This window comes from Pseudomonas knackmussii B13 (assembly GCF_000689415.1).
GTDB classification, from domain to species: domain Bacteria; phylum Pseudomonadota; class Gammaproteobacteria; order Pseudomonadales; family Pseudomonadaceae; genus Pseudomonas; species Pseudomonas knackmussii.
In genome coordinates this window covers 1,839,663-1,865,000 of the sequence record NZ_HG322950.1, presented here as the reverse complement: position 1 = coordinate 1,865,000, position 25,338 = coordinate 1,839,663, and the positions used below count along the sequence as shown (strand labels likewise).

Genomic DNA, 25,338 nt, shown 5'->3' with positions numbered 1-25,338 from the left:
GGCAATTTAGAACTGCCAAATGCAAAAAAGGCCGGGGTCATTTCTGACCGGCCTTTTTGCCGAATTTGGTCGGGACGGAGTGATTCGAACACTCGACCCCTTGCACCCCATGCAAGTGCGCTACCAGGCTGCGCTACGCCCCGACGTTACTTCCGGTTGCCCGGTAAGCGGATCGCACTATACCGCAAGGAATCCATTCGGCAAAGTACTTTCCTGATTTTTTTCAGCTACTTGCGTAGCACCTGCAGAACGTCTTCCAGCTCGGTGATCATCTGACGAATGAGCAGCTTGTACTGGGTTACGTCTTCACGCGCTTCGTCACCAGAGAGGCGCTGACGCGCCCCACCGATGGTGAAGCCTTGATCGTAAAGCAGCGCGCGGATCTGGCGAATCATCAGCACATCCTGGCGCTGATAATAGCGGCGATTTCCGCGACGCTTGACCGGGTTGAGCTGCGGGAACTCCTGCTCCCAATAACGCAGCACGTGCGGTTTGACTGCGCACAGATCACTTACCTCACCGATGGTGAAGTAGCGTTTGCCCGGAATCGCAGGCAGTTCGGCGTTATGACTTGGTTCCAGCATAAGCCTCAACCCTGGCTTTTAGTTTCTGGCCTGGACGAAAGGTGACGACGCGGCGAGCCGTGATCGGGATCTCTTCCCCGGTCTTGGGGTTGCGCCCAGGGCGCTGGCGTTTGTCGCGCAGGTCAAAATTGCCGAAACCGGACAGTTTCACCTGTTCGTTATGCTCCAGCGCCTGGCGGATCTCTTCGAAGAAGAGCTCCACCAGTTCCTTGGCTTCCCGTTTATTCAGGCCCAGCTCTTCATACAGACGTTCGGCAATCTCAGCTTTCGTCAGAGCCCCCATACGCTACTTCCTTAACGTGGCGTTGAACCTTTGCTCCAGCGAGGCAACGATTTGCAGCGTAGTCGCGTTCACCTCGTCATCATTAAGAGTGCGTGATGGATGCTGCCAGGTCAAGCCAACCGCCAAGCTTTTTCCAAGCGGATCAATGCCTTTACCTTGATAGACGTCAAACAGCCTGAGGTCCGTGAGCCACTCCCCCGCCTCCTCGCGAATAGTCGCGAGGATCGATTCGGCCGGAACATCGCGATTCACAACCAGCGCCAGATCGCGGCGCACTTCCGGGAAGCGCGACAGTTCACTGAACTTCGGCAGTCGGCCACGCACCAGCTCACCCAGCACTAGTTCGAACAGATACACCGGGCGATCCAAGCCCAGCGCCTTGGCAAGCTCCGGGTGCAGCGCTCCCACGTAACCCACCAGTTCACCCTCACGCTCCACACGAGCAGTCTGCCCCGGGTGCAGCGCCGGGTGCTCGCCCGGGACAAAGGTGAAGCTGTCGGCTGCGCTAGCACTGGCCAGCAGCGCCTCAACATCGGCTTTCATATCGAAGAAGTCGACGTTATCACGCACGTTCGCCCAGCCCTCAGGCTGACGGCCGCCGCAGATCACACCGGCCAGCATGTTTTCCTGCTTCAGCCCCTCAAGCTGCCCGACAAAACGCAGGCCGCTTTCGAACAAGCGAACACGGGTTTGCTGACGGTTCAGGTTGTGCTGCAGCGCCTTGACCAGGCCCGGCCACAGCGAGGCGCGCATGGCGGCCATATCTGCAGAGATCGGGTTAGCCAGCGTCAAGGGCTTTACGCCCGGGTGGAACAGCTCGAACCACTTCGGATCGATGAAGCTGTAGGTAATGGCTTCCTGATAGTCGCGAGCAATCAGGAGACGGCGCAGCGCCGGCAGCTCTGCCTGGGTCTCGGACTTGTTGTTCGGGGCCAGGCGCGCTTGCGGATAACGTACCGGCAGGCGGGTGTAGCCATACAGGCGACCGAGCTCTTCAATCAGGTCGACCTCCAGGGAAACGTCGAAGCGATGACTGGGAACTCCCACCGTCCAGCGCCCTTCCCCATCAGATTTCACCTGGAACTCCAGCGCGGAGAGCAGGCGCTCGATTTCCGTAGCGTCCATCTTCATGCCCAGCATCTGCTCGACACGCTCGGCACGCAGCACCACCGGCTCAAGCTTCGGCAGATGCGCCTCGCTAACTTGCTCGGTAACAGGACCTGCCTGCCCACCCACGATCTGCAGCAGCAGTTCGGTGGCGCGCTCCATGGCGCGACGGGCCAGCGCGAAGTCCACGCCACGCTCGTAGCGATGCGAGGCGTCGGTGTGCAGGCCATACGAGCGAGCCTTGCCAGCGACAGCGATGTTGTCGAAGAAGGCGCTTTCCAGGAACAAATCGCGAGTCTTCTCACTGACACCACTGTGCTCGCCGCCCATCACGCCAGCCATAGCCAGCGCGCGCTCGTGGTCGGCAATCACAAGGGTATCGCCGCGCAGAGCCACTTCCTGGCCGTCCAGCAGGACCAGCTTCTCGCCCTCTTCAGCCATACGCACACGAATGCCGCCCTTGATCTCATCAAGATCGAAGGCATGCATCGGCTGGCCCAGCTCGAGCATCACGTAGTTGGTGATGTCCACTGCTGCGTCGATGCTACGGATATCCGAACGTCGCAGGCGCTCAACCATCCACAGCGGGGTCGGCTTGCTCAGGTCGACATTGCGGATAACCCGGCCGAGGTAGCGCGGGCAGGCGCTCGGCGCCAGCAGTTCGATGGAACGAATATCATCGATGCTCGGGGCAACCGGCTTTACGTCAACGAAGGTAACGGGCGCTGCGTACAGCGCGCCGACTTCGCGAGCAAGACCGGTCAGCGACAGGCAGTCACCGCGGTTTGGGGTCAGACCGATCTCGATCGAGGCGTCATCCAGCTCCAGGTAGTCGCGAATGCTCGCACCCACCGGGGCATCGGCCGCCAGCTCCATGAGCCCTGCGTTGTCGTCGCTGATTTCCAGCTCTTTGGCCGAGCACAGCATGCCGTTGGACTCAACGCCACGCAGCTTGGCCTTCTTGATCTTGAAGTCACCCGGAAGCTCTGCGCCAATCATGGCGAAGGGGATCTTCAGGCCCGGGCGCACATTCGGCGCACCGCAGACGACCTGGAAGGTCTCGCTGCCATTACTGACCTGGCACACGCGCAGCTTGTCTGCATCCGGGTGCTGCTCGGTGCTGAGCACCTCACCCACAACCACGCCGCTGAAGACGCCGGCTACGGGAATCACGGCATCGACCTCAAGGCCTGCCATGGACAGACGAGCAACCAGCTCGTCACGGGAAACCTGCGGATTCACCCAGCTCCGCAGCCACTGTTCACTGAATTTCATCCTGCTCTCCTAATAATTCGTTGACGTCGTGCGCGGCCTAGCGGAATTGCCCGAGGAAGCGCAGGTCGTTGTCGAAGAACAGGCGCAAGTCATTGACGCCGTAGCGCAGCATGGCCAGACGCTCGATACCCATGCCAAAGGCGAAGCCCTGGTACTTTTCTGGATCGATGCCGGACATGCGCAGCACGTTCGGATGCACCATTCCGCAACCCATCACTTCCAGCCAGCCCGTTTGCTTGCACACGCGGCAGCCTTTGCCGCTGCACAGCACGCACTGGATATCGACCTCAGCCGAAGGCTCGGTGAACGGGAAGAAGGACGGACGGAAGCGCACCGAGAACTCTTTCTCGAAGAAGGCGCGCAGGAACTCCTCGATGGTACCTTTCAGATCCGCGAAGCTGACGTCTTCGTCGATCAGCAGACCTTCGATCTGGTGGAACATCGGGGAGTGGGTCAGGTCGGAGTCGCAGCGGTACACACGGCCGGGGCAGACGATGCGGATCGGCGGGCGCTGGCTCTCCATGGTACGCACCTGCACCGGCGAGGTGTGGGTACGCAGCAGCATGTTCGCGTTGAAATAGAAGGTGTCGTGCATCGCCCGCGCCGGATGGTGGCCGGGGATATTGAGCGCTTCGAAGTTGTGGTAGTCATCTTCGACTTCCGGCCCCTCGGCTACTTCGTAGCCGATACGAGTGAAGCACTGCTCGATACGCTCCTTGGTACGGGTGACCGGATGCAGGCCACCGGAGGACTGGCCGCGGCCCGGCAGGGTCACGTCGACACGCTCAGCCGCCAGTTTGGCTGCCAACGCCGCGCCTTCAAGATCGGTCTTGCGGGCGTTCAGCGCGTCCTGAACCTTTTCCTTGGCAACGTTGATCAGCGCACCGACCTTGGGGCGCTCTTCGGCCGGCAGGTCGCCCAGGGTCTTCATCACCTGAGTCAGCTCGCCTTTCTTGCCGAGGTAGTGAACCCGGATCTGCTCCAGGGCGTTGACGTCTTCGGTGTTCCGCACGGCGTCCAGGGCCTGCGAGACCAGCGCGTCCAGGTTTTCCATGTACCAACTCCAGATACAAAAATAGGGGAAGAGCGGTAAGGCTCTTCCCCTATCGGTGACGTTACCTCCGGACCGAGATCCGGTAACTGTCGTAGGGCTTAAGCCAGGCTGGCCTTCGCTTTCTCGACAATCGCGGTAAACGCCGCTTTTTCGTTCACAGCCAGATCGGCCAGGACCTTACGGTCGATCTCGATGGCCGCCTTTTTCAGGCCAGCGATCAGACGGCTGTAGGACAGACCGTTCATACGAGCACCGGCGTTGATACGGGCGATCCACAGGGCGCGGAACTGACGCTTGCGCTGACGACGGTCACGGTAGGCGTATTGGCCGGCCTTGATCACCGCCTGCTTGGCAACGCGGAACACGCGCGAACGCGCGCCGTAGTAGCCTTTGGCGAGTTTCAGAATCTTCTTGTGACGACGACGGGCGATCACGCCACGCTTAACACGAGCCATTTACATATCCTCCAAAAATCAACGCAGACGCAGCGAGCGTTCTACACGGCGTACATCAGACTTCGCGAGCAGCGAGGTGCCGCGCAGTTGACGCTTACGCTTGGTGGTCATTTTGGTCAGGATGTGGCTCTTGAAAGCGTGCTTGTGCTTGATGCCACCAGCAGTCACTTTGAAGCGCTTCTTAGCGCCACTCTTGGTTTTCATCTTTGGCATGTTTGGTACTCCGCATTCGTTAACAACTGATAACCATCAGGCCTGCCAGTGCCCGGGAGGTTATTTACGCTTCTTGGGAGCGATGACCATCATCAGCTGGCGTCCTTCCAGCTTAGGATGCTGTTCCACGGTGCCGAATTCAGCGAGATCGGTTTCGACCCGCTTCAACAGCTCCATGCCCAGCTCCTGGTGGGCCATCTCACGGCCACGGAATCGCAAGGATACCTTGGCCTTGTCCCCATCACTCAGGAAACGTACCAGGTTGCGTAGTTTTACCTGGTAATCCCCTTCTTCCGTCCCTGGTCGGAATTTGATTTCTTTGATCTGTTGCTGGTGCTGGTTCTTCTTCGCAGCCGCCGCCTGCTTCTTCTTCTCGAACAGGTGCTTGCCGTAATCCATGATGCGGCAGACAGGAGGCACCGCATCAGCAGAGATTTCCACCAGGTCCAGCTTGGCCTCTTCGGCGTGGCGCAGTGCCTCGTCGAGGGTGACTACACCGATCTGCTGACCGTCAGCACCGATCAGGCGCACTTCACGTGCGGTGATGTTCTCGTTGATCGGCGGTTTCGGGAGAGCCCGCTTATCCTGTCTCATTTCACGCTTAATAATGATTACTCCAAGTCTTGGCGACCACGCCGGGAAACCGCCCCAGTCAGTAGCTCGACGAACTGGGAAAGCGGCATCGAGCCGAGGTCTTCCCCTTCGCGCGTACGTACGGCGACGGCCTTCGATTCAACCTCCCGATCCCCAATAACTAGGAGATAGGGAACCTTGAGCAAAGTATGCTCGCGGATTTTAAAGCCGATTTTCTCGTTTCTCAAGTCGGACTTGGCACGGAATCCGCTTTGCTCGAGCTGGCGGACCACTTCTTCCGCCCATTCGCCCTGTTTATCAGTGATGTTCATCACCACCGCCTGGGTCGGCGCGAGCCAGGCTGGGAACAGGCCGGCGTAGTGCTCGATGAGCATACCGATGAAGCGCTCGAAGGAGCCAAGGATCGCGCGATGCAGCATTACCGGACGGGTACGGCTGTTATCTTCGGCGATATAGCTGGCATCCAGTCGCTCGGGCAGGTTCGGGTCGTATTGCAGGGTCCCGCACTGCCAGTTACGGCCCAGGCAATCCTTGAGGGTGAACTCGATCTTCGGACCGTAGAAAGCGCCCTCGCCCGGCTGGTATTCCCACTCCAGGCCCGACTCGTCCAGCGCATCGGCCAGCGCGCGCTCGGCGCGATCCCACAGCTCTTCGGAACCCACGCGCTTGGCCGGGCGGGTCGACAGCTTCATGGAGATGTCGGAGAAGCCGAAGTCGGAGTAGACCTGCAGGGTCAGCTTGATGAAGTCGGCAGCTTCCTTCTTCACCTGCTCTTCGGTGCAGAAGATGTGTGCGTCATCCTGGGTGAAGCCACGAACGCGCATGATGCCGTGCAGCGCGCCCGAGGGCTCGTTGCGATGGCAGGCGCCGAACTCAGCCAGGCGCAGCGGCAGATCGCGGTAGGACTTCAGGCCCTGGTTGAAGATCTGCACGTGGCACGGGCAGTTCATCGGCTTGACCGCGAAATCGCGACTTTCCGACGAAGTGGTGAACATGTTCTCGGCGTAGTTCGACCAGTGGCCCGAACGCTCCCAAAGAATGCGGTCGACGACCTGAGGGGTACGAACCTCCACATAACCGTGCTCGCGCTGCACTTTGCGCATGTACTGCTCGAGCACCTGATAAACCGTCCAGCCGTTGGGGTGCCAGAAGACCATGCCCGGCGCTTCTTCTTGCAGGTGGAACAGGTCCAGCTGCTTGCCGATGCGGCGGTGGTCGCGTTTCTCAGCTTCCTCGATGCGCTGGACGTATGCCGCCAGCTGCTTCTTGTCGCCCCACGCCGTGCCGTAGATACGCTGCAGCTGCTCGTTCTTCGAATCGCCGCGCCAGTAGGCGCCGGAGATCTTAGTCAGCTTGAATGCCTTGAGGAAACGAGTGTTGGGCACGTGCGGACCACGGCACATGTCCACGTACTCTTCGTGGTAGTAAAGGCCCATGGCCTTCTCATCGGGCATGTCGTCGATGAGGCGCAGCTTGTATTCCTCGCCGCGGGACTTGAAGACCTCGATGACCTTGGCGCGCGGAGTCATCTTCTTGATGACGTCGTAGTCCTTGTCGATCAACTCGGCCATGCGCTTCTCGATCGCCGCCATATCGTCAGGCGTGAAGGGACGCTCGAACGAGATGTCGTAATAGAAGCCTTCATCGATGACCGGACCGATGACCATCTTGGCAGTCGGGTACAGCTGCTTGACCGCATGGCCGACCAGGTGCGCGCACGAGTGGCGGATGATTTCCAGCCCTTCCTCGTCCTTCGGGGTGATGATCTGCAGGGTCGCGTCGTGCTCGATCGGATCGCAGGCATCGACCAGCTTGCCGTTGACCTTGCCGGCCACGGTGGCCTTGGCCAGGCCCGCACCAATGGATTGCGCCACCTCGGCCACGCTGACCGGGTGATCGAAAGACCGCTGACTACCGTCGGGAAGAGTAATGATGGGCATGGCGCCTCCTCTCCTAGTGGTGACCCCTACGAAAGGCCACATGGGTTGGGATGTGCCAGTAAGCGTCGCCCGCCGGGCGTGCCTGCCTCACAGTGGCAGGCGCCTTGTCGGCACCCTGCGCATTCGCGCGCGGACGGAGATCACTGGAAGATCGAATTGGGGCCCGGAAGCTCCAGGCCAAAATGAAGCGTGCATGGTACTGCAATTCGCCGAAACTGACGAGCGGCAGCTAGAGCGTAGCGATGAAACCCAGCACTGCACGATTGAAGGCCGCTGGACGAGTGGCGTTCATCCCGTGCGAGGCACCGGCGATGCGCGCCACCTGAGCAACCGGAAGCACCTTGTGCAGCGCCTCTGCCACGCTGGGAAATGGCTCCGGACTGCGCTCGCCACTGATCAGTAGCGTGGGCACATCCAGACCGGACAACGCCGCAAGCGAGAGAGGCTCAGGCTGATCGGCAACCTGGCCTATCAGGGTCATGGCGTTGTCCGCCGCCATTTCGCGAAAATGCCGGGAAGACCGCTGCCAGACGCCTTCACCGCTCACGGTGTCGACGAACAGCTGCAATCCAGCCTCTCGCTCGCCCTGCCTGATCAGCTGTAGCGCCTGCTCGCGAAAACGATTGCGCTCGGCCGGCGCGACCGGAGCGACCATACCTGCCGCACGAAACACATCTGCCGCGAAGTCGCCACCCGGATCGGCCAACACCAGCGAGCGCAAACGCTCGGGAGCCGCCAACGCCACCCTCAAGCAGAGATTGCCGCCACGCGAATGCCCCAGCAGATGCGCCGACTCGCCAATCCAGTCGAGCAATGCCAGCAGATCCTCTACATGTTGGTGCGTAGTGAAATCGCCGCCCTCGCCGCTCCAAGCCTCCGGATAATAGTGACGCAAGCTCGGCACTATCAGCCGGCAGTGCTCACCCAGCCCGCGTAATTGCCATTGCCAATAGCGGTAATCGCAAAGGGAGCCGTGCACCATTACCAGGGGCGCCCCCTCCCCCTCTACCTGACACGAGAAGTCACGACCATTCAGGCGCAAGCTCAACAACGGGGAAGACATCGTTCTACCTCTTGAACAACACACGCAAAACGCGGGCGAGATCGTTCGCAAGAGCTCGCCCTTTATTGATTGAACGCAATTATCCGCGCATCCGGGGTCAGCAATAAAGTCGGCAATCGAAATGGTCTTCGTCAATTCTTGAGACGAAGTAGAAACGGCATGCGAAGAGATTGCACAGTCGGCCGCTTTAAATTAATAATTTCGCGCCCATAAAAATTCCGAATCCCGAATTCGTCACTCTCGACTCATTCGGCAAGCGTTTCGGAAAGACCCTCCTGGAGTGCATCAATGTCCAAACTTGCAGAATTCCGCGAAGCCGAGCGCCTGCTCAAAGAACAACTGGCCCTGCTGGAAAAGCTGAAAAGCGACAGCAGCCTGAAGAAAGAACTGGAATTCAAGGACGAACTGCAGGCCCTGATGGACGAATACGGCATGAACCTGCGCAACGTGGTCGAGATTCTCGATCCGCATGGCACCCGCAATGCCGTGCCCGCAGCAGTCGCGCCGCGCCGTACTCGCCAACTGAAGGTCTACAAGAACCCGCAGTCCGGTGAAGTCATCGAGACCAAGGGCGGTAACCACAAGACCCTGAAAGCCTGGAAACAGCAGCACGGCGCTGCAACCGTCGAATCCTGGCTGCAGAGCTGATTCACAAAGGGCGCCCAAAGGCGCCCTTTTTCATTCTTCCTTACAAACTCGACTTGAATAAAATCTGATCAATCGCGTAGAATCCGCGCCGCGAGTTACGAACCAAGGTCGCCCCTCCCAGCACCTCCCCGATTGGGCACGCTACTGGGATCCACAGGGCCTCGGCCAATAGCCAGCAGAACGTCGACATCCTCCCAGGCTCGATCCCGACTCGGATCGCCAGATCGACGCCAGCAGCTGAAGCTTTCAGGATTGCCATCCTTCGCCTGCGCATACCTGACGAACAACCTGAAGTTTTCATTCGCTGCCATATTCCAGTCACAGAGCTAACGCATCCTCAATTGACCGGAGTTTTTTACGATTCGAACGGTCTATAGCACCGTTACAGTTTGGAAGACCAAGACAACATGAAAAAGACCATCCAGATCCAGGAGGCGATCCGCACCCTCAAGGTGGCATTCGCCCCGCTCAACTGCATCATCATGGCCGCGCGCAAAGACAGTTTCAGCTTCACGCTGGTCAATGAGCACGGTATCGCCCGCCACAGCGAGCGCCTTTATCCGCAGCAGTATCAGAACCCGGAGCCGCTGCAAGCCGTTATCGAGCGTGTGCAGACCTCGCTCGCCGCCTGATCGCCAAGGCAAACGCAAAGCCCCGCATCGAGCGGGGCTTTTCATATCTGCAGCATTTACTACTGCAATTTCAAAGCAGACTTCACAGCCTCTATATCGGCCTTCTGCTCCTGATACTGCGCCGCCGGGGAGGCATAGCTCAGCGAATAAGCCGCCTCCTTGCCGACCGCCACCTGCAACACCTGCTTCAGCACCTCATTGCCGTTCTGGCTCACCGAGCAGATCAACTCCACCGCCGCCAACCCTCCCAAGGTCGCATCCTTCGGCTTGCTACAAGCCGCCTGGAGCCCCTGGCGAAGAAAATCAATCTGCAATGACTTGCGCATCTGCAGGATCACTCGCTGCATGTCCACATCATGCGAAGCCGCCAGGCGACTGCGGGTGACTTCCATGACAAGCACCTGAGTACCGTCAGCCGCCAGCTTGACGCCCCGCTCGCGCACCAGCGGCACGTCATCCGTCGGAGCCTCCGGCGAGCGCGAAACCTGCCACCCCGCCGGCCAGCTCACCACACCCTCGTCGGCCGACCACGCGACAAAGGCTGCCCCCATTCCCAGCAGCGCCACGCCCAACCTCGACCAACCCCGCATAGAACCTCCAGAAACCTGCCGCAAGCCTTGCAGCACGACCATGAGCGGCAGAACCACTCCACTTTCGCCAGGCAAACTACACTGTTTTTTCGTCGACAGCCTGTTCCGCCCGGACGCCTCTCAAGCGTCGCCCGACCGGCCCACGACAGCACCAGGGACAGGAATGGCTCAAGAGGGATACTCGATGCATAGCGAAGAGCCCCAGGGAAAGGAGATGCCTTTTCCACCCCGCACCTCCGACAGCGCCGCGTCGCATGAGCCCGCTTCACTCTTCCCGGTTGCGGCGGACGAGCAGGAGCGCCTGCGATCTCTATATAGCAGCGGCTACCTGGACACACCGGCCAACCCGCAGTTCGACACCTTCACCCGACTGGCTGCACATCTATATAGCGTGCCGATTTCGGCCATCTCGCTGATTGCTGCCAAACGCGCCTGGCTTCTCTCCGCCAGCGGCCTGCCCCACGGCCTGAGCACACCGCGCGAAGACTCCTTCTGCGCCCGCTGCAGCCTCCGGCCCGGCGGCGTGATGATCGTCGAAGACGCATCCCGCCACCCAGACTTCCAGGACAACCCACTAGTCACCGGCCCGCTGGGTTTCCGCTTCTACGCGGGTGTCGCGGTCAAGGATGCAGACGGTCGCGCCCTGGGCGTGCTCTGCATAGTCGATACCCAGCCGCGCAGCGTGCGCGAAGACGAGCTAGGACATCTGTGCGACCTCGCCAATTGCATCTCCGCACTGATCCAGCGCGACCAGAAGATCTCCCAGGAGACCGACCGCGACCCCATCAGCGGCCTGCCGAACCGCCAGGCCCTGCTGCGCGCGCTTTCCGAGAAGCTCAGTCACTACCATCTCGGCGAGAGCCTTCCAACGCTGATCACCTTCGACATCGAAGGTTTCGAACAACTGCGCAACGGCCTCGATCCGCGCGACGTCGACGCCCTGCTCAAGGCTTTTGCCGGGCGCCTGGAAGACTGTTTCCCGCAAGCCGAGCTGCTAGCCCACCTGGGCGCCGACGAATTTGCCGTAGTGCTGCCGCAACAGCTGGAAGGCGAACAGCTGACATCGATGATCCAGAACGCCATCAGCCGATTGCGCGAACCCTTCGGCCTTGAGGAGCGCACGCTTTCGCTGGAAGTCACTGCCGGCCTGGCCTCAACATCAGAAGAACAGATGAGCGCCGACCGCGTGCTACGCAATGCCATCCTCGCCAAACGTAGCGCGCACGGATTGCCGATGGACAAATGGCAGAAGTACTCACCCGAGCTTGAGGCCAGTCTTCCTTCGCTTTACAGCCCGCCGCAACTCAACCTGCGCAACGCCCTGCAATTCGGCGAGCTGTCACTGGCCTACCAGCCCATCGTGCAATCTCCCGAACGGTGCATCGCGAGCTTCGAGACCCTGCTGCGCTGGAACCATCCACAACTGGGCAGCGTGCCGCCTTCAGAGTTCATCCCCCTGGCGGAGAAGAACGGCATGATCATCCCCATCGGTACCTGGGTGTTGCGCGAAGCCTGTCGCGAAGCGGCGCGCTGGCCGCAGGACGTGAAGGTGTCGGTGAACGTCTCGCCGCTGCAGATCAACCGCGCCCTGCCCACCCTGGTCGCGGAAACGCTGGCCGAATTCGGTTTGCCGGCGGGCAACCTGATGCTGGAGGTCACCGAGAGCACGGTGCTGGAGGCATCCGAGGAGAACGTCGCCATCCTGGGCGAGCTACGCAGCCTGGGCGTACAGATAGTGTTGGACGATTTCGGCACCGGCTTCGCCTCGCTCAACTATCTGCTGCGCTTCCCGTTCGACAAGATGAAGATCGACCGCTCCTTCATCAGCGGCGTACTCGAGCGCCACGACTGCCAGACCATCGTTCGCGCCATCATCGGCATCGGCGAATCGCTGAACATCCCGATCATCGCCGAGGGCGTGGAAACCGCCGAGCAACTGGCCTGGCTGCAGGAAAACGGCTGCCGGCTGATCCAAGGCTACTTCACCGGCCGGCCGATGCCGCGCAACGCCATCCGCGCGCTGCTCAGCAGCATTCATCACGACTCCAAGGTTGCCTGACGCCTACGACGCAGCCTAATCCGCGGAATGAAGTGCGGAAGGATCATCCTGCCCCAATCAAAAGGGCAATAGAGCAAGCAGCCCTGATGACGAACACCCTCAACTGCCCGCAGAGAAAAAGCACCCGCGAGGCCGGCAAGCCGCCCTAGTAGGCTCCATACTCTTATTAGGATCCGCGCCAGCAGGCTCAATGAGCGTATATGAAGAAACTATTCGTCTTGGTCATGCTGCTGATCCTTGCGACAAGCAGCCAAGCCTCCGAGTTTTGCACGGGCATAGGGCTGTTCGCTCGCGCCGGCGCCATGTATCGAGACCAGGGCACCACCGAGGAGCAGGCCATTGCGGCCGTCGACCAAGGCAGCAGCAAGTACGATGCGGACACCAAGGTAGTAGTGAGGTACTTCTTGCGCTTCGGCTATCGCGGTAACCAAACGCCCGACCAGGCCTTCGCCAGTGCCGAGCAAAAATGCCGGCAGTACGAAATCGAAAGCGCAGAAAGCAATGCGATGAAGTGAGCTCTGTCAGAAGCCGCTCCCGACCCCCATCTCCCGCCGCTCCCGCAGCCGAGCAAGCCCTCCTCCAGCATCCAACCACCCCCATTCCAACATCGCCAACCCACGCGGTCATCTGACGAAGGTCGACAACGCCCCACTGATGGCTATCGACTGCGTTCTGCTTTCTATATAGGAGGTCGAACAGGTTCAGACAGGGCGGCTGCCTGGGAGCGTCGATGACCGAACGGCAGCAGGCCGGGTATGAGAAGGAGCTGGTGCTATACCAAAAAATGGAGCCGGCCTGAGGCTGCAGGCCGAAAGGCGCTTTCCGCTGGACTTTCCAAAAATCGCCCAAAACAAAAAGGGCGACCCTTTCGGATCGCCCTTTTCGGTGCTGCCTAAGCAGCGGATTTGGTAGGCACAATTGGACTCGAACCAACGACCCCCACCATGTCAAGGTGGTGCTCTAACCAACTGAGCTATGTGCCTGTCGTGTGGGGCGCATTCTACGCGACGCTTTTGTAGCGTCAAGCACTTTTTTCGCTAAGCCACTGAAAAAGTGAATTTTTTTATGTTCGACCTTCCGTAAATTATTTTGCACAGGCACTAGCCGTCGGAATTCGACTCAGGTAGCATTCGTCCGTCTCGTAAAAAATAACAAACACAGGTGCAATATGCCGCACACTCCCTACCCCACTTCCTATTACGCAGCCTCCGCCAATCCGGTGCCGGCGCGTCCGGAACTCCAGGGTGAGACCGAAACCGATGTGTGCATCATCGGCGCCGGTTACACAGGTCTGTCCACCGCCCTCTTCCTGCTGGAAAACGGCTTCAAGGTCACCGTCCTCGAGGCCGCCAAGGTCGGCTTCGGCGCGTCCGGCCGTAACGGTGGTCAGATCGTCAACAGCTACAGCCGCGACATCGACGTCATCGAACGCACCGTCGGCCCGAAGCAGGCCCAACTGCTCGGCCAGATGGCCTTCGAAGGCGGCCGCATCATTCGCGAGCGCATCGCCAAGTACAACATCCAGTGCGACCTGAAGGACGGTGGCGTGTTCGCCGCTCTCAGCGCCAAGCAGATGGGTCACCTGGAGTCGCAGAAGAAGCTCTGGGAGCGCTTCGGCCACACCCAGCTGGAACTGATGGACGCCAAGCGCATGCGCGAGATCGTCGCGACCGACAGCTATGTCGGCGGCATGCTCGACATGAGCGGCGGCCACATCCACCCGCTGAACCTCGCCCTGGGCGAAGCGGCAGCCGTGGAATCGCTCGGCGGCGTGATTCACGAACAGAGCCCCGCCGTGCGCATCGATCGCGGAGCCAACCCGGTGGTTCACACCCCGCAAGGCCGCGTGAAGGCGAAGTTCGTTGTGGTTGCCGGTAACGCCTACCTGGGCGGCCTGGTGCCGGAACTGGCCTCCAAGTCCATGCCGTGCGGCACCCAGGTGATCACCACCGAGCCGCTGAGCGCCGACCTGGCCAAGTCCCTGCTGCCGCAAGACTATTGCGTCGAGGACTGCAACTACCTGCTGGACTACTACCGTCTGACCGGCGACAACCGCCTGATCTTCGGTGGCGGCGTGGTCTACGGTGCGCGCGATCCGTCGAACATCGAGGCGATCATTCGTCCGAAGATGCTGAAAGTGTTCCCGCAACTGAAGAACGTGAAGATCGACTTCGCCTGGACCGGCAACTTCCTGCTGACCCTCTCGCGTCTGCCGCAAGTGGGCCGTATCGGCGACAACATCTACTACTCCCAGGGCTGCTCCGGCCACGGCGTGACCTACACCCACCTCGCCGGCAAGGTTCTGGCCGAGGCGCTGCGTGGCCAGGCCGAGCGTTTCGACGCTTTCGCCGACCTGCCGCACTACCCGTTCCCGGGCGGTCGCATGTTCCAGGTTCCGTTCTCCGCGATCGGCGCCTGGTACTACAGCCTGCGTGACAAGCTGGGCGTGTAATCCACACACCCCGCCAAAGAAAACGGCGCCTTCGGGCGCCGTTTTCGTTTCTCCGCTCAGGACCCCGGACAAGCCGGCAACGCCTGGCACTGCCCAGACGCCGCCCCACTGCCCGGTGCCGCTGCAAAGCGCGAGTCACCCGGCGCCAGCTGACGAGCACAACTCGCGGCCACCTGTGCCTGCGATGCGCAGCCCCGCTCGCCCAGCACGTTGGCGAGGTTGTACCAGCCCGCAGCGAAGTCCGGGCGCGCCGAAAGGCTCTGCCGCAGCGCGCCCTCCGCCTCGTCCAGGTGACCGGCTGCATAGCGCGAATTGGCCAGGGCGAACCAGCCCAGCGGCTCCTTCGGCCAGGCGTGCGTCGCCGTGCGGTAGGCTTCGTCGGCCAACGGTTTCTGCCCGGTTTCTTCCAGGTCGTGCGCAGAACGCAGCCAGCGCAACGAGTCGGCGGTTGCCGGGAGACGATCGGCAGGAACGGTCACCATCGCCCAACGATTGCTGCGCGCCCAGGTAACGTCGAATGCCGTGTAGTCGATCACCAGGCGTTGGGTGATGCCCGAGCGCAGCACCAGTTCGTGGCGGTCGCGATCAAAGCCGACCACCACTGCGTAGTGCCACATCGGCAGCCAGTCCAGGCCGTTGTTCTGCAGCACCAGCACCGGATTGCCGGCCGCGACTTCCTTCAGCACGTCTTCCAGCTTTGGCCGCAACGGATAAGCCAGCAGCCCCTGCTCGCGCGTGGCCGCGACCAGCTCGACCTGCAGGCTCCCCTGGCGCCCCGGGATATAAACCCGCTCCTTCAACTGCCGCGGCGTAACCCGCACGCCGCGCTGGTTGAGCATGGTCGCCAGAGCCGCCGGGCCGCACTGGAACTCCTGCTGGGGGAAGAACTGCACATCGGTGAGTTCGACGCGCGACGGCAGCGCATCGATGTCCGTCGGCAGCTGCGGCGTCCTGGCACAACCGCCAAGCAGCGCGGCGGCCAGGACGAGGGGCAGCGCCCGGTAACTCAACGCTGGCACCGGACGAAGGTGAAGATGTGCGTGATGCAGAGCATGTCGGTGATCACGAAGATCAGCAGGAACAGGATGATGATGCCGATGATCCCGCCTGCCGGCGCCTGGTCCAGTTGCTGGTTGAATTGCGCCAGCTCCTCATTGGAAAGACTCTTGATGCGCTGCTCGACCTTGCTGCGCTCTACGCCCATGGACTGCAGTTTCTTCTGCACGCCCTGGTCGTCCAGCATGTGCAGCAATTGCTCACGATCAACGTGTTGCTGCTGAGCCTCGAGCACTTCACCCGTGCCCACCATTGCCGCCTGCGCCAGCGGAACCTCCGCCACCACGGCCAACTGGGCAGCGATCAGCACCGCTGCCAGACGCTTTACCCGCTTTGTCATTGTCATTCTGGGGAACCTCTCCTAAGACACGCTCGCAAGGAACCCGGGCAAACCCCGGATATCAAGACGCAGCCCGACCGAAACCGGGCGCACGCCATCGCCGTCGAGACAGCCGTTGTCACGGCCGCTGACATACTTCGTAAGATTTCTTCTTAAGAATTTAGTTCGAAGCGCAGGCGCGGCCAGTCCAGCTGGAGATAGCCGAGGTAGACGCAGGCAGCGTCGTGAGGAAGGAGAAAGTGCTCACCGCCCTCCGCCGCGAGACCGGCGCGGCGAAGATCCAGGCGCAACAGGCGCCCCCAGGCGTAAGAGGTGAGATCGATGGACGACTTATTGATGCCCGCCTGCGGCCAGCGGGACTGACACCAGCCCAAAATATCCGCCGGCTCATGCGCATCTGACAGGGCATCAAGCTGTACCGCATCTTCACGCCAGCCGATCACCTGCTGAGGGCCGAAGGCCGGCTGACGATCCAGCGGCAATGGCTGGACCCAGCGGCCGTCTGCGCGCTCGGTCAGCTCCACGGCCAAGGGACGCCAGATGCGTTGCTCGATGGCCCAGAGCAGATCGCCGTCGAAATCCAGCGACGGCCTGCCCGCCACCTGCAGGCGGAACCCATCGCAGACCAGGCAGCAATCGCCCAGTGGAATTCGCAGTTGACTCACGCTCACATCAGCCTCGCAGCCCGACGACCTTGGCGGGCAGGCGCGATTCTAGGGAAAGCGCGCAGCGGGCGGGAAGCCCGTCACGGCGACGGAACGGTCTTTTGCTTCGCCTTCTGCCGCTCCAGGTAGTCGAGCTTCCATTGCTCGACGCCCAGGTGCGCCGGATCCAGGCTGGCCTCCACGCCGTAGCGCGCCTTCAGCGCCGCGACGTCGGCGGCATGCTCGATCAGGAAGCGGTCGAAGCGCTGGATCAGCTCGGGGTGTCGCTCGCTGGAAAGCCGGAAGCTGCTGCGCGTATGCGGAAGTGACGGATCGAAGACCAGCGCCCCCGGGCGGGCGCGGATGTTGTCCAGGTAGTAGGTGGCGACCACCACATTGAAGTAGGCGCCATCGGCCTCGTGCTTCAGCGCCTGCTGGATCATCTGCCGCAGGTCGCCGCTGGGCAGGCGCTCCACCCCTCCGCTGTCGATGGCTTTCTCGTAGCCCCGCGGCGACCAGCCATCGACCACGGCCAGGCGCTTGAGCACCGTAACCCCGTGACCAACTCGCTCGGGCGCAACCAGCACGCCATCGACGTACTGCACCACCGGCTGGCTGTAGCGCAGCCTGTGCCCAGCCTTCTCTTCGCCGGCCCAATCCGGGTTATCGGGGTACTTGAGGTCCACCTCACCTGTGAGCAACGACGGCAACAGCTGCGACACCGGCAACGGTCGGTACTCCAACTGCACACCAGCGCTGGCCGCAAACTGGTCGAGCAGTTCGCGGGCAAAGCCCTGGTAGCGCCCCTGCGCATCGGTGCTGTAGTGCGGCAGAAATGCCAGGCTCTCCACACCCACCACGTAGGTCTGCGCCAGCGCCGGCAATGGCAGCGCGGCAACCATCGCCCAGCCGAAACCCTGGAGTTTCATGCTCTCTCCTTGTCGATCTTGTTGTTCTTGTTTCGCGCGGCGCGGCTCAGCCGCCGGTCATGCTCATGAAGCGCAGCACCTGCACCTGCTCGGCGGCGTCGAAATGGTGGCGCTGCGGCTTGAGCTGCAGTGCATCGACCAGCGCCGCGCGCAGGCGCTCGCTGTCGCCGGGATGGCTGCGCAGCAACTGGCGAAGATCCAGCGCACCTTCGTGCCCCAGGCAAAGCACCAGCTTGCCTTCGGCGGTGACGCGCACGCGATTGCAGTCGCCGCAGAAGTTGTGGCTGTGCGGTGAGATGAAGCCAATGCGGCTGGCGAAACCGTCGACGCGGAAGTAGCGCGACGGGCCGCCCGTGCGTTCAGCGCTTGGCAGCAACGCCCAGCGTTCGGCCAATCGCGCACGCACTTCGTCGCTGCTGCACAGGGTCTGCGCGCGGCTGTGGCTGTCGATGCTGCCCAGCGGCATTTCCTCGATGAAGCTGATATCCAGGCCCCGCTTCAGGGCGAAGGCGGCGAGCTCGCAGACCTCGTCGTCATTGCGGCCTTTCTGCACGACGCAGTTCAGCTTGATCCGCTCGAAGCCCGCCGCACGCGCCGCCTCGATGCCATCCAGCACCTGCGGCAGCCGATCGCTGCGGGTGAAGGCGGCGAAGCGTTCGCGGCGCAGCGAGTCGAGGCTGACGTTCAGGCGGCGCACGCCGGCGGCGCGCAGCTCGGCGGCGCGCTCGGTCAGTTGCGAGCCGTTGGTGGTGATCGCCAGGTCGTCCAGTTCGTTGCGTGCGCCCAGCCGCGCCAGCAGCCCGGTAAGCCCCTTGCGCACCAGCGGCTCGCCACCGGTGATGCGGATACGCCGCACTCCCAGGCCGATGAATGCGTCGGCCACGGCGTAGAGCTCTTCCAGGCTGAGCACCTGGTCGCGCGGCAGGAACTGCATGTCTTCGCTCATGCAATAGGTGCAGCGGAAGTCGCAGCGGTCGGTGACCGACAACCGCAGGTAGGTGATACGACGGCCGAAGGGGTCGACCAGGCGGGTATCGGTCATGGCGGCGGCAGGCTCGCGGAAGTGGATCACCGGCGGGACACCGGAGCGGCCGACTGTAAAGAAAAACTGAACGGCGGGTCAACTTCTCTCCGGCACCTTGCTTGAGAGGCCCGCCGGCCCGGTGCTACCATCCCCGCCCCACCTACGCGGCAACCCGCGCACGAGTAGCCTCAGGACCATGACCAGCATCCGCGAACGCAACCGACGCCTGATCCTCCGCGCCGCCAGCGAAGAGTTCGCCGAGAAGGGCTTCGCCGCGACCAAGACCAGCGATATCGCGGCCCGCGCCGGACTGCCCAAGCCCAACGTCTACTACTACTTCCAGTCCAAGGAAAACCTCTACCGCAGCGTGCTGGAGAGCGTGGTCGAGCCGCTGCTGCAGGCTTCCGCGCCGTTCCGCGATGACGATGAGCCGGCCGAGGCGCTGAAGTCGTACATCCGCTCCAAGGTGCGCATTTCCCAGGAACTGCCGCACGCATCGAAGGTGTTCGCCAGCGAACTGATGCACGGTGCGCCGCACCTGCCGAAGGAATACCTGGACGAGCTGAACGCCCAGGCGCAGCGCAACATCGCCTGCCTGCAAAGCTGGATCGACCGTGGCCTGCTGGCGCCGGTGGACCCGCACCACCTGCTGTTCACCATCTGGGCGGCGACCCAGACCTACGCCGACTTCGACTGGCAGATATCCATGGTCACCGGCAAGGAAAGCCTCAGCGACGCCGACTTCGAGGCGGCCGCCGAGACCATCACCCGCCTGGTGCTGCGCGGCACCGCGCCGGAAGGCGGCGAGGCCGACAAGGGCGAGGCGCGGTTGCGGCCATTGCCGCTCTAGCACTCGCGCCTAAGCGCCAACCCCGCAACGGGTTTGAACGGCTTTTCGTAGGAGCGAGCTTGCTCGCGAAACGAGTCCGCTGCGGGACCGTTCGCGAGCAAGCTCGCTCCTACAGGTCCATCCCGCCCTTTGGCAATTAACGGGTTATCGCCCTACTTCTTTGGGTCCCCGCGTTCGCGGGGATGACGATTCAGTTCCGTCACTCTCGCGAACGCGGGAGCCCAGTAAACAGCAGTCTTAGCCCGCGTCAGCAAACAGCCCGGCGGCCTGGATGCCGCGGATCGCGCATTGTTCGTCGATGTCCGAAGCGTCGCCGCTGATGCCGATGGCGCCCAGCACGCGGTTGTCGCTATCGCGGATCAGCACGCCGCCCGGTGCCGGCACCACATTGCCCTGGGCCAGGGTGTTCACCGCCGCGATGAACGACGGGCGCTGCTGAGCGTCCGCCGCCAGCGCCCGCGCCGACTTGCCCAGCGCCACTGCGCCCCAGGCCTTGCCGATGGCCACCTGCGGACGCAGCAGGCTGGCGCCGTCCTCGCGCTGCAGGGCCACCAGGTGGCCGCCGGCGTCCAGCACCGCCACGGTCAGCGGCGCGGTGTGCAACTCGCGCCCTGCGGCCAAGGCGTTGCGGGTGATGTCCAGCGCGGTGTTCAGGTTGATTTCGCTCATCGGGAATTTCCTCTTGGAGTTGTAGTAGGCGTTGGCCCGCACCCACCCGGCGGGTGGACGCGGCATGGCAAGCCCCCTAATGCAATAGCCGAAGGCAATCCCGGACGCAATCGATAAATACAATCCTGCGACAATCTGTACACAACATTTCAAGCTAAAAATCGACAATCAAAGTATCGACTAGCCGCTCAAGAATGCCGGGCTTCCCAGTATCCCGGGGTGTTGTAGATCGCCTTCAGGTAGTCGATGAAAAAACGCACCTTGGCCGGCAGGTAGCGCTGCTGCGGATACACCGCCTGGATGTCGTAGGCCGGGATCTCGTACTCGTCGAGCACCGTCACCAGTTCGCCGGCCTTGAGCTCGGCCTGGATCTCCCAGGTCGAGCGCCAGCCGATGCCCAGGCCCTGCTTGACCCAGTCGTAAAGCAGCTCGCCGTCGTTGCAGTCGAGGTTGCCCGACACCCGCACCGCCACCTGCTTGCCGTCGCGCAGGAAGGTCCAGCCGCGCTGCTGGCCGCCCTGCAGGTTGAACGCCAGGCAGTTGTGCCGCACCAGGTCCTCGAGGGTGCGCGGCACGCCGTGCAGCTCGAAGTAGCGCGGCGCGCCACAGACCACGCGGCGATTGGGAAAGAGCTTGATCGCCACGTAGTTGGGGTCGGTGACCTCGCCGATGCGGATGCCCATGTCGTAGCCCTGGCGCACCAGGTCCACCAGGCTGTCGGTGAAGTTGAACGACAGCTTCAAGTCCGGGTAGCGCGCCAGGAAGGCCGGCGCATGCGGCGCGATGTGCCGGCGGCCGAACGCCGCCGGTGCCGATATCACCAGGTGCCCGCGCACCGAGTTGCCGCCGCGGGTAACGCTGGCGTCGGCCTCGTCGAAGTCTTTCAGCAGGCTGCGCGCACGCTCCAGGTACTGCTCGCCGAGGTCGGTCAACTGCAGGCCGCGGGTCGAGCGGTGCATCAGCTTGACCCCGAGGTGCTGCTCCAGGGCGTCCAGGCGCCGGCCCATGACCACCGGGGTCACGCCTTCGCTCAAGGCGGCCGCGGCGAAGCTGCCATTGTCCGCTACCAGGACGAAACTGCGAATGAGGGTATAGCGGTCCATTCGATACTCCAGATATCGACAGAACTGAAGTATCCATCAATTCCGCCGGTTTGGCACAGTCGGCATCCTTGCCCCCAACGAGAAAAACCACCGACTCAAGGGGAAAGGCCATGGCCAAAATGAGAGCAATCGAGGCAGCCGTTCTGGTCATGCGTCGCGAAGGCGTGGACACCGCGTTCGGCGTGCCGGGCGCTGCCATCAACCCGATGTACGCCGCGATGAAGAAAATCGGCGGCATCGACCACGTGCTGGCCCGCCACGTCGAAGGCGCCTCGCACATGGCCGAAGGCTACACCCGCACCAACGCCGGCAACATCGGCGTGTGCATCGGCACCTCCGGCCCTGCCGGCACCGACATGGTCACCGGCCTGTACTCCGCCTCCGCCGACTCCATCCCGATCCTCTGCATCACCGGCCAGGCGCCGCGTGCCCGCATGCACAAGGAAGACTTCCAGGCCGTCGACATCACCAGCATCGTCAAGCCGGTGACCAAGTGGGCGACCACCGTCCTGGAGCCGGGCCAGGTGCCCTATGCCTTCCAGAAAGCCTTCTACGAGATGCGCAGCGGCCGTCCCGGCCCGGTGCTGATCGACCTGCCGTTCGACGTGCAGATGGCCGAGATCGAGTTCGACATCGACGCCTACGAGCCGCTGGCCGTCCACAAGCCGCGCGCCACCCGCGCCCAGGCCGAGAAAGCGCTGGCCATGCTCAACGCCGCCGAGCGTCCGCTGCTCGTCGCCGGTGGCGGCATCATCAATGCCGATGCCTCCGCCAAGCTGGTCGAGTTCGCCGAGATCACCGGCGTGCCGGTCATCCCGACCCTGATGGGCTGGGGCACCATTCCCGACGACCACCCGCTGATGGCCGGCATGTGCGGCCTGCAGACCTCGCACCGCTACGGCAACGCCACCCTGCTGGAATCGGACATGGTGTTCGGCATCGGCAACCGCTGGGCCAACCGCCACACCGGCTCGGTCGACGTCTACACCAAGGGCCGCACCTTCGTTCACGTGGACATCGAACCGACCCAGATCGGCCGCGTGTTCACCCCGGACCTGGGCATCGTTTCCGACGCCGGCTCCGCCCTGGATGCCTTCCTCGAAGTGGCCCGCGAGTGGAAAGCCGCCGGCAAGCTGAAGGACCGCAGCGCCTGGGTCGAAGCCTGCCGCGAGCGCAAGCGCACCCTGCAGCGCAAGACCCACTTCGACGAGGTGCCGGTCAAGCCGCAGCGCGTGTACGAGGAGATGAACGAGTTCTTCGGCAAGGACACCTGCTACGTCAGCACCATCGGCCTGTCGCAGATCGCCGGCGCGCAGTTCCTGCACGTCTACAAGCCGCGCCACTGGATCAACTGCGGCCAGGCCGGCCCGCTCGGCTGGACCATCCCGGCAGCGCTGGGCGTGGTGAAAGCCGACCCGAGCCGCCAGGTCGTTGCGCTGTCCGGCGACTACGACTTCCAGTTCATGATCGAGGAGCTGGCCGCCGGTGCGCAGTTCAACCTGCCGTACATCCACGTGCTGGTGAACAACTCCTACCTGGGCCTGATCCGCCAGGCGCAGCGCGGCTTCGAGATCGACTACTGCGTGCAGCTGGCGTTCGACAACGTCAACGCACCGGAACTCAACGGCTACGGCGTCGACCACGTCGCGGTGGTGGAAGGCCTCGGCTGCAAGGCGATCCGTGTGTTCGACCCGAACCAGATCGGCGCCGCCTTCGCCCAAGCCCGCGAATTGATGCAACAGCACCGCGTGCCGGTGGTGGTGGAAGTGATCCTGGAGCGCGTGACCAACATCGCCATGGGCACCGAGATCAACGCCATCAACGAGTTCGAAGCGCTGGCCGAGAGCCGCGACGACGCCCCGACTGCGATCTCGCTGCTGGACTGACGCAAGTACCGGGCCCCGCGTGGGCGGATCCCGTGGCAGGGAAAGCCACGACCCGCCCATCGCAGGCCCACCCCAGGAAACAAGAATCATCACCAGGAGGCCCCGACATGCCCCGTTTCTGCGCCAACCTCTCGATGCTGTTCACCGAAGTGGACTTCCTCGACCGCTTCGACGCCGCCGCCAAGGCCGGCTTCAGTGGTGTCGAGTATCTATTCCCCTACGACTTCCAGGCCGAAGCCATCAAGGCGAAGCTGGACGTCAACGGCCTGCAGCAGGTGCTGTTCAACCTGCCGGCCGGCGACTGGGGCAAGGGCGAACGCGGCATCGCCTGCCATCCGGACCGCGTCGAGGAATTCCGCGCCGGCGTCGACAAGGCCATCGCCTACGCCAAGGTGCTGGGCAACCAGCAGGTCAACTGCCTGGCCGGCATCCGCCCGCAGGGCTACGACTGCGCGACCATCGAGAACACCTTCCTGAACAACCTGGAGTACGCCGCCGAGAAGCTCGAGGCCGCGGGCATCAAGCTGGTCATGGAGATGATCAACACGCTCGACATCCCCGGCTTCTACCTGCAAACCACGAAGCAGGCCCTGGAGATTCGCGAGAAGGTCGGCAGCCCCAACCTGTTCCTGCAGTACGACATCTACCACATGCAGATCATGGAAGGTGACCTCGCCCGGACCATGGAAAAACACCTGCCGGCGATCAACCACATCCAGCTCGCCGACAACCCTGGCCGCCACGAACCGGGCACCGGCGAGATCAACTACCGCTTCCTGTTCGGCCACCTGGACCGCATCGGCTACCAGGGCTGGGTCGGCTGCGAATACAAGCCGGCGACCACCACCGAGGCGGGCCTCGGCTGGCTGAAGAGCCATAACGCGATCTGATGCTTTTTGCTGGGTCCACGCGAACCTGGGGGCCCAAAAACCACAAACACGCCGCGCCCAGCGCGAACCCCACACGAGAAACCAGGAGATACCCTCATGGCCAAGATCGGATTCATCGGCACCGGCATCATGGGCCTGCCCATGGCGCAGAACCTGCAGAAAGCCGGCCACCAGCTCTTCATCTCCACCCATCACGATGCCGCTCCGGCCGCCCTGGTCGCCGGCGGCGCCATCGGCCTGGCCAATCCGAAGGAAGTGGCCCAGGAAGCCGAGTTCATCATCGTCATGGTGCCGGACACCCCGCAGGTCGAAGACGTGCTGTTCCGCAAGGACGGCATCGCCGAGGGCGTCGGCCCGAACAAGGTGGTGATCGACATGAGCTCGATCTCGCCCACCGCGACCAAGGCCTTCGCCGAGAAGATCAAGGCCACCGGTGCGCAATACCTGGACGCCCCGGTGTCCGGCGGTGAAGTCGGCGCCAAGGCGGCCAGCCTGAGCATCATGGTCGGCGGCTGCCCGAACGCCTTCGAACGCGCCCTGCCGCTGTTCCAGGCCATGGGCAAGAACATCACCCGCGTCGGCGGCAACGGCGACGGCCAGACCGCCAAGGTGGCCAACCAGATCATCGTCGCGCTGAACATCCAGGCAGTGGCCGAAGCCCTGCTGTTCGCCGCCCGCAACGGCGCCGACCCGGCCAAGGTGCGTGAAGCGCTGATGGGCGGCTTCGCCTCCTCGCGCATCCTCGAGGTCCACGGCGAACGCATGATCAAGGGCACCTTCGACCCGGGCTTCCGCATCGCCCTGCACCAGAAAGACCTCAACCTGGCCCTGGCCGGCGCCCGCGAACTGGGCCTGAACCTGCCCAACACCGCCAACGCCCAGCAGGTGTTCAGCACCTGCGCGGCCATCGGCGGCGCCAACTGGGACCACTCCGGCCTGATCAAGGGCCTGGAGCACATGGCCAACTTCTCGATCCGCAAGGACTGAGGAATCGGCTG

The 25,338-nt window shown here is 62.7% G+C and carries 26 protein-coding genes and 2 tRNA genes; 9 read left to right on the top strand and 19 right to left on the bottom strand.

Translation table 11 applies throughout. From position 1 onward, the window contains the following. Positions 1–66 precede the first annotated feature (66 nt). The 10 genes from PKB_RS08965 to PKB_RS08920 all read right to left on the bottom strand — a co-directional run bounded on the left by PKB_RS08965 (position 67) and on the right by PKB_RS08920 (position 8,568). Positions 67–143: transfer RNA gene (locus tag PKB_RS08965), tRNA-Pro, on the bottom strand. Positions 144–227: 84 nt separating this feature from the next. After that, positions 228–584: a MerR family transcriptional regulator gene (locus PKB_RS08960; RefSeq protein WP_043250922.1), complete on the bottom strand. Its 357-nt coding sequence runs from the start codon at positions 582–584 to the stop codon at positions 228–230. Then, a complete protein-coding gene (gene ihfA, locus PKB_RS08955) occupies positions 565–867 on the bottom strand; it encodes an integration host factor subunit alpha (protein ID WP_003090661.1) in 303 nt (100 codons plus the stop codon). The genes PKB_RS08960 and ihfA overlap by 20 nt, the downstream gene beginning before the upstream one ends. A 3-nt stretch (positions 868–870) precedes the next feature. Continuing rightward, positions 871–3,249 carry a phenylalanine--tRNA ligase subunit beta gene (gene pheT / locus PKB_RS08950; protein ID WP_043250921.1) on the bottom strand — a complete coding sequence of 793 codons (2,379 nt, stop codon included), beginning with the start codon at positions 3,247–3,249 and terminating at the stop codon, positions 871–873. A 37-nt stretch (positions 3,250–3,286) separates the two neighbouring features. Then, on the bottom strand, positions 3,287–4,303 hold the full coding sequence (gene pheS / locus PKB_RS08945) for a phenylalanine--tRNA ligase subunit alpha (RefSeq protein ID WP_043250920.1): 1,017 nt from the start codon (positions 4,301–4,303) through the stop codon (positions 3,287–3,289). Between the two features lie 98 nt (positions 4,304–4,401). Continuing rightward, a complete protein-coding gene (gene rplT, locus PKB_RS08940) occupies positions 4,402–4,758 on the bottom strand; it encodes a 50S ribosomal protein L20 (RefSeq protein ID WP_043250919.1) in 357 nt (118 codons plus the stop codon). 18 nt (positions 4,759–4,776) lie between these two features. After that, positions 4,777–4,971, bottom strand: a complete 195-nt coding sequence (rpmI, locus tag PKB_RS08935) for a 50S ribosomal protein L35 (protein WP_043250918.1) — start codon at positions 4,969–4,971, stop codon at positions 4,777–4,779. Between the two features lie 60 nt (positions 4,972–5,031). After that, positions 5,032–5,583, bottom strand: a complete 552-nt coding sequence (infC, locus tag PKB_RS08930) for a translation initiation factor IF-3 (RefSeq protein WP_197539269.1) — start codon at positions 5,581–5,583, stop codon at positions 5,032–5,034. Further along, positions 5,583–7,505, bottom strand: a complete 1,923-nt coding sequence (gene thrS, locus PKB_RS08925; RefSeq protein ID WP_043250916.1) for a threonine--tRNA ligase — start codon at positions 7,503–7,505, stop codon at positions 5,583–5,585. Before thrS ends, infC begins: the two co-directional genes overlap by 1 nt. 229 nt (positions 7,506–7,734) lie before the next feature. After that, the gene (locus PKB_RS08920) at positions 7,735–8,568 is read right to left on the bottom strand and encodes an alpha/beta fold hydrolase (RefSeq protein ID WP_043250915.1); all 834 of its coding nucleotides are present in this window, start codon (positions 8,566–8,568) and stop codon (positions 7,735–7,737) included. 288 nt (positions 8,569–8,856) lie between these two features. Between PKB_RS08920 and PKB_RS08915 the strand changes: the two genes are divergently transcribed. Together PKB_RS08915 and PKB_RS08905 are read left to right on the top strand one after the other, a co-directional pair. Beyond that, on the top strand, positions 8,857–9,216 hold the full coding sequence (locus PKB_RS08915) for a histone-like nucleoid-structuring protein, MvaT/MvaU family (RefSeq protein ID WP_043250914.1): 360 nt from the start codon (positions 8,857–8,859) through the stop codon (positions 9,214–9,216). A 407-nt stretch (positions 9,217–9,623) separates the two neighbouring features. Continuing rightward, the gene (locus tag PKB_RS08905; protein ID WP_043250912.1) at positions 9,624–9,848 is read left to right on the top strand and encodes a hypothetical protein; all 225 of its coding nucleotides are present in this window, start codon (positions 9,624–9,626) and stop codon (positions 9,846–9,848) included. Positions 9,849–9,907: 59 nt separating this feature from the next. Here the strand turns inward: PKB_RS08905 and PKB_RS08900 are convergent, their stop codons facing one another. After that, positions 9,908–10,414 (bottom strand): DUF4946 domain-containing protein, encoded by a 507-nt coding sequence (locus PKB_RS08900; RefSeq protein ID WP_242411215.1) that lies wholly within the window; start codon positions 10,412–10,414, stop codon positions 9,908–9,910. Positions 10,415–10,652: 238 nt separating this feature from the next. Here PKB_RS08900 and PKB_RS08895 point away from each other — a divergent pair, with 238 nt between their 5' ends. Both PKB_RS08895 and PKB_RS08890 read left to right on the top strand, forming a co-directional pair. Then, entirely contained in the window at positions 10,653–12,497 is a 1,845-nt protein-coding gene (locus tag PKB_RS08895) for a putative bifunctional diguanylate cyclase/phosphodiesterase (protein ID WP_167333360.1), read from the top strand. 200 nt (positions 12,498–12,697) lie between these two features. After that, positions 12,698–13,012 (top strand): hypothetical protein, encoded by a 315-nt coding sequence (locus tag PKB_RS08890; protein WP_043250910.1) that lies wholly within the window; start codon positions 12,698–12,700, stop codon positions 13,010–13,012. 391 nt (positions 13,013–13,403) lie between these two features. Here the strand turns inward: PKB_RS08890 and PKB_RS08885 are convergent. Then, positions 13,404–13,480 (bottom strand) — tRNA-Val (locus tag PKB_RS08885). Positions 13,481–13,665: 185 nt separating this feature from the next. Between PKB_RS08885 and PKB_RS08880 the strand changes: the two genes are divergently transcribed. Continuing rightward, positions 13,666–14,949, top strand: coding sequence for an NAD(P)/FAD-dependent oxidoreductase (locus PKB_RS08880; protein WP_043250909.1), 1,284 nt, complete (start codon positions 13,666–13,668; stop codon positions 14,947–14,949). Positions 14,950–15,005: 56 nt separating this feature from the next. Here the strand turns inward: PKB_RS08880 and PKB_RS08875 are convergent, their stop codons facing one another. The 5 genes from PKB_RS08875 to moaA all read right to left on the bottom strand — a co-directional run bounded on the left by PKB_RS08875 (position 15,006) and on the right by moaA (position 18,960). Continuing rightward, positions 15,006–15,920, bottom strand: a complete 915-nt coding sequence (locus tag PKB_RS08875; RefSeq protein ID WP_052355424.1) for a PA2778 family cysteine peptidase — start codon at positions 15,918–15,920, stop codon at positions 15,006–15,008. 35 nt (positions 15,921–15,955) lie between these two features. Next, on the bottom strand, positions 15,956–16,351 hold the full coding sequence (locus PKB_RS08870) for a PA2779 family protein (RefSeq protein ID WP_043250907.1): 396 nt from the start codon (positions 16,349–16,351) through the stop codon (positions 15,956–15,958). A 146-nt stretch (positions 16,352–16,497) separates the two neighbouring features. Then, entirely contained in the window at positions 16,498–17,016 is a 519-nt protein-coding gene (locus PKB_RS08865; protein WP_052355220.1) for a hypothetical protein, read from the bottom strand. Between the two features lie 74 nt (positions 17,017–17,090). Then, positions 17,091–17,918, bottom strand: a complete 828-nt coding sequence (locus PKB_RS08860; protein WP_052355219.1) for a substrate-binding periplasmic protein — start codon at positions 17,916–17,918, stop codon at positions 17,091–17,093. Positions 17,919–17,964: 46 nt separating this feature from the next. Beyond that, complete coding sequence (gene moaA / locus PKB_RS08855) at positions 17,965–18,960, bottom strand: GTP 3',8-cyclase MoaA (RefSeq protein WP_043257087.1); 996 nt, start codon at positions 18,958–18,960, stop codon at positions 17,965–17,967. Between the two features lie 178 nt (positions 18,961–19,138). On the opposite strand from moaA, the gene PKB_RS08850 reads away from it, so the two are divergent. Then, entirely contained in the window at positions 19,139–19,792 is a 654-nt protein-coding gene (locus PKB_RS08850) for a TetR/AcrR family transcriptional regulator (protein ID WP_043250905.1), read from the top strand. A 237-nt stretch (positions 19,793–20,029) separates the two neighbouring features. Here PKB_RS08850 and PKB_RS08845 read toward each other — a convergent pair whose 3' ends face one another. Both PKB_RS08845 and PKB_RS08840 read right to left on the bottom strand, forming a co-directional pair. After that, the gene (locus PKB_RS08845; RefSeq protein WP_043250903.1) at positions 20,030–20,461 is read right to left on the bottom strand and encodes a GlcG/HbpS family heme-binding protein; all 432 of its coding nucleotides are present in this window, start codon (positions 20,459–20,461) and stop codon (positions 20,030–20,032) included. Positions 20,462–20,649: 188 nt separating this feature from the next. After that, positions 20,650–21,564, bottom strand: coding sequence for a LysR family transcriptional regulator (locus PKB_RS08840; RefSeq protein ID WP_043250901.1), 915 nt, complete (start codon positions 21,562–21,564; stop codon positions 20,650–20,652). Between the two features lie 110 nt (positions 21,565–21,674). On the opposite strand from PKB_RS08840, the gene gcl reads away from it, so the two are divergent. From gcl to PKB_RS08825, 3 genes are all read left to right on the top strand, one after another. Next, positions 21,675–23,450 carry a glyoxylate carboligase gene (gcl, locus tag PKB_RS08835; protein ID WP_043250898.1) on the top strand — a complete coding sequence of 592 codons (1,776 nt, stop codon included), beginning with the start codon at positions 21,675–21,677 and terminating at the stop codon, positions 23,448–23,450. Positions 23,451–23,557: 107 nt separating this feature from the next. After that, complete coding sequence (gene hyi / locus PKB_RS08830; RefSeq protein ID WP_043250896.1) at positions 23,558–24,340, top strand: hydroxypyruvate isomerase; 783 nt, start codon at positions 23,558–23,560, stop codon at positions 24,338–24,340. Between the two features lie 96 nt (positions 24,341–24,436). After that, complete coding sequence (locus PKB_RS08825; protein WP_043250893.1) at positions 24,437–25,327, top strand: 2-hydroxy-3-oxopropionate reductase; 891 nt, start codon at positions 24,437–24,439, stop codon at positions 25,325–25,327. The last annotated feature ends 11 nt before the right edge of the window (positions 25,328–25,338 follow it).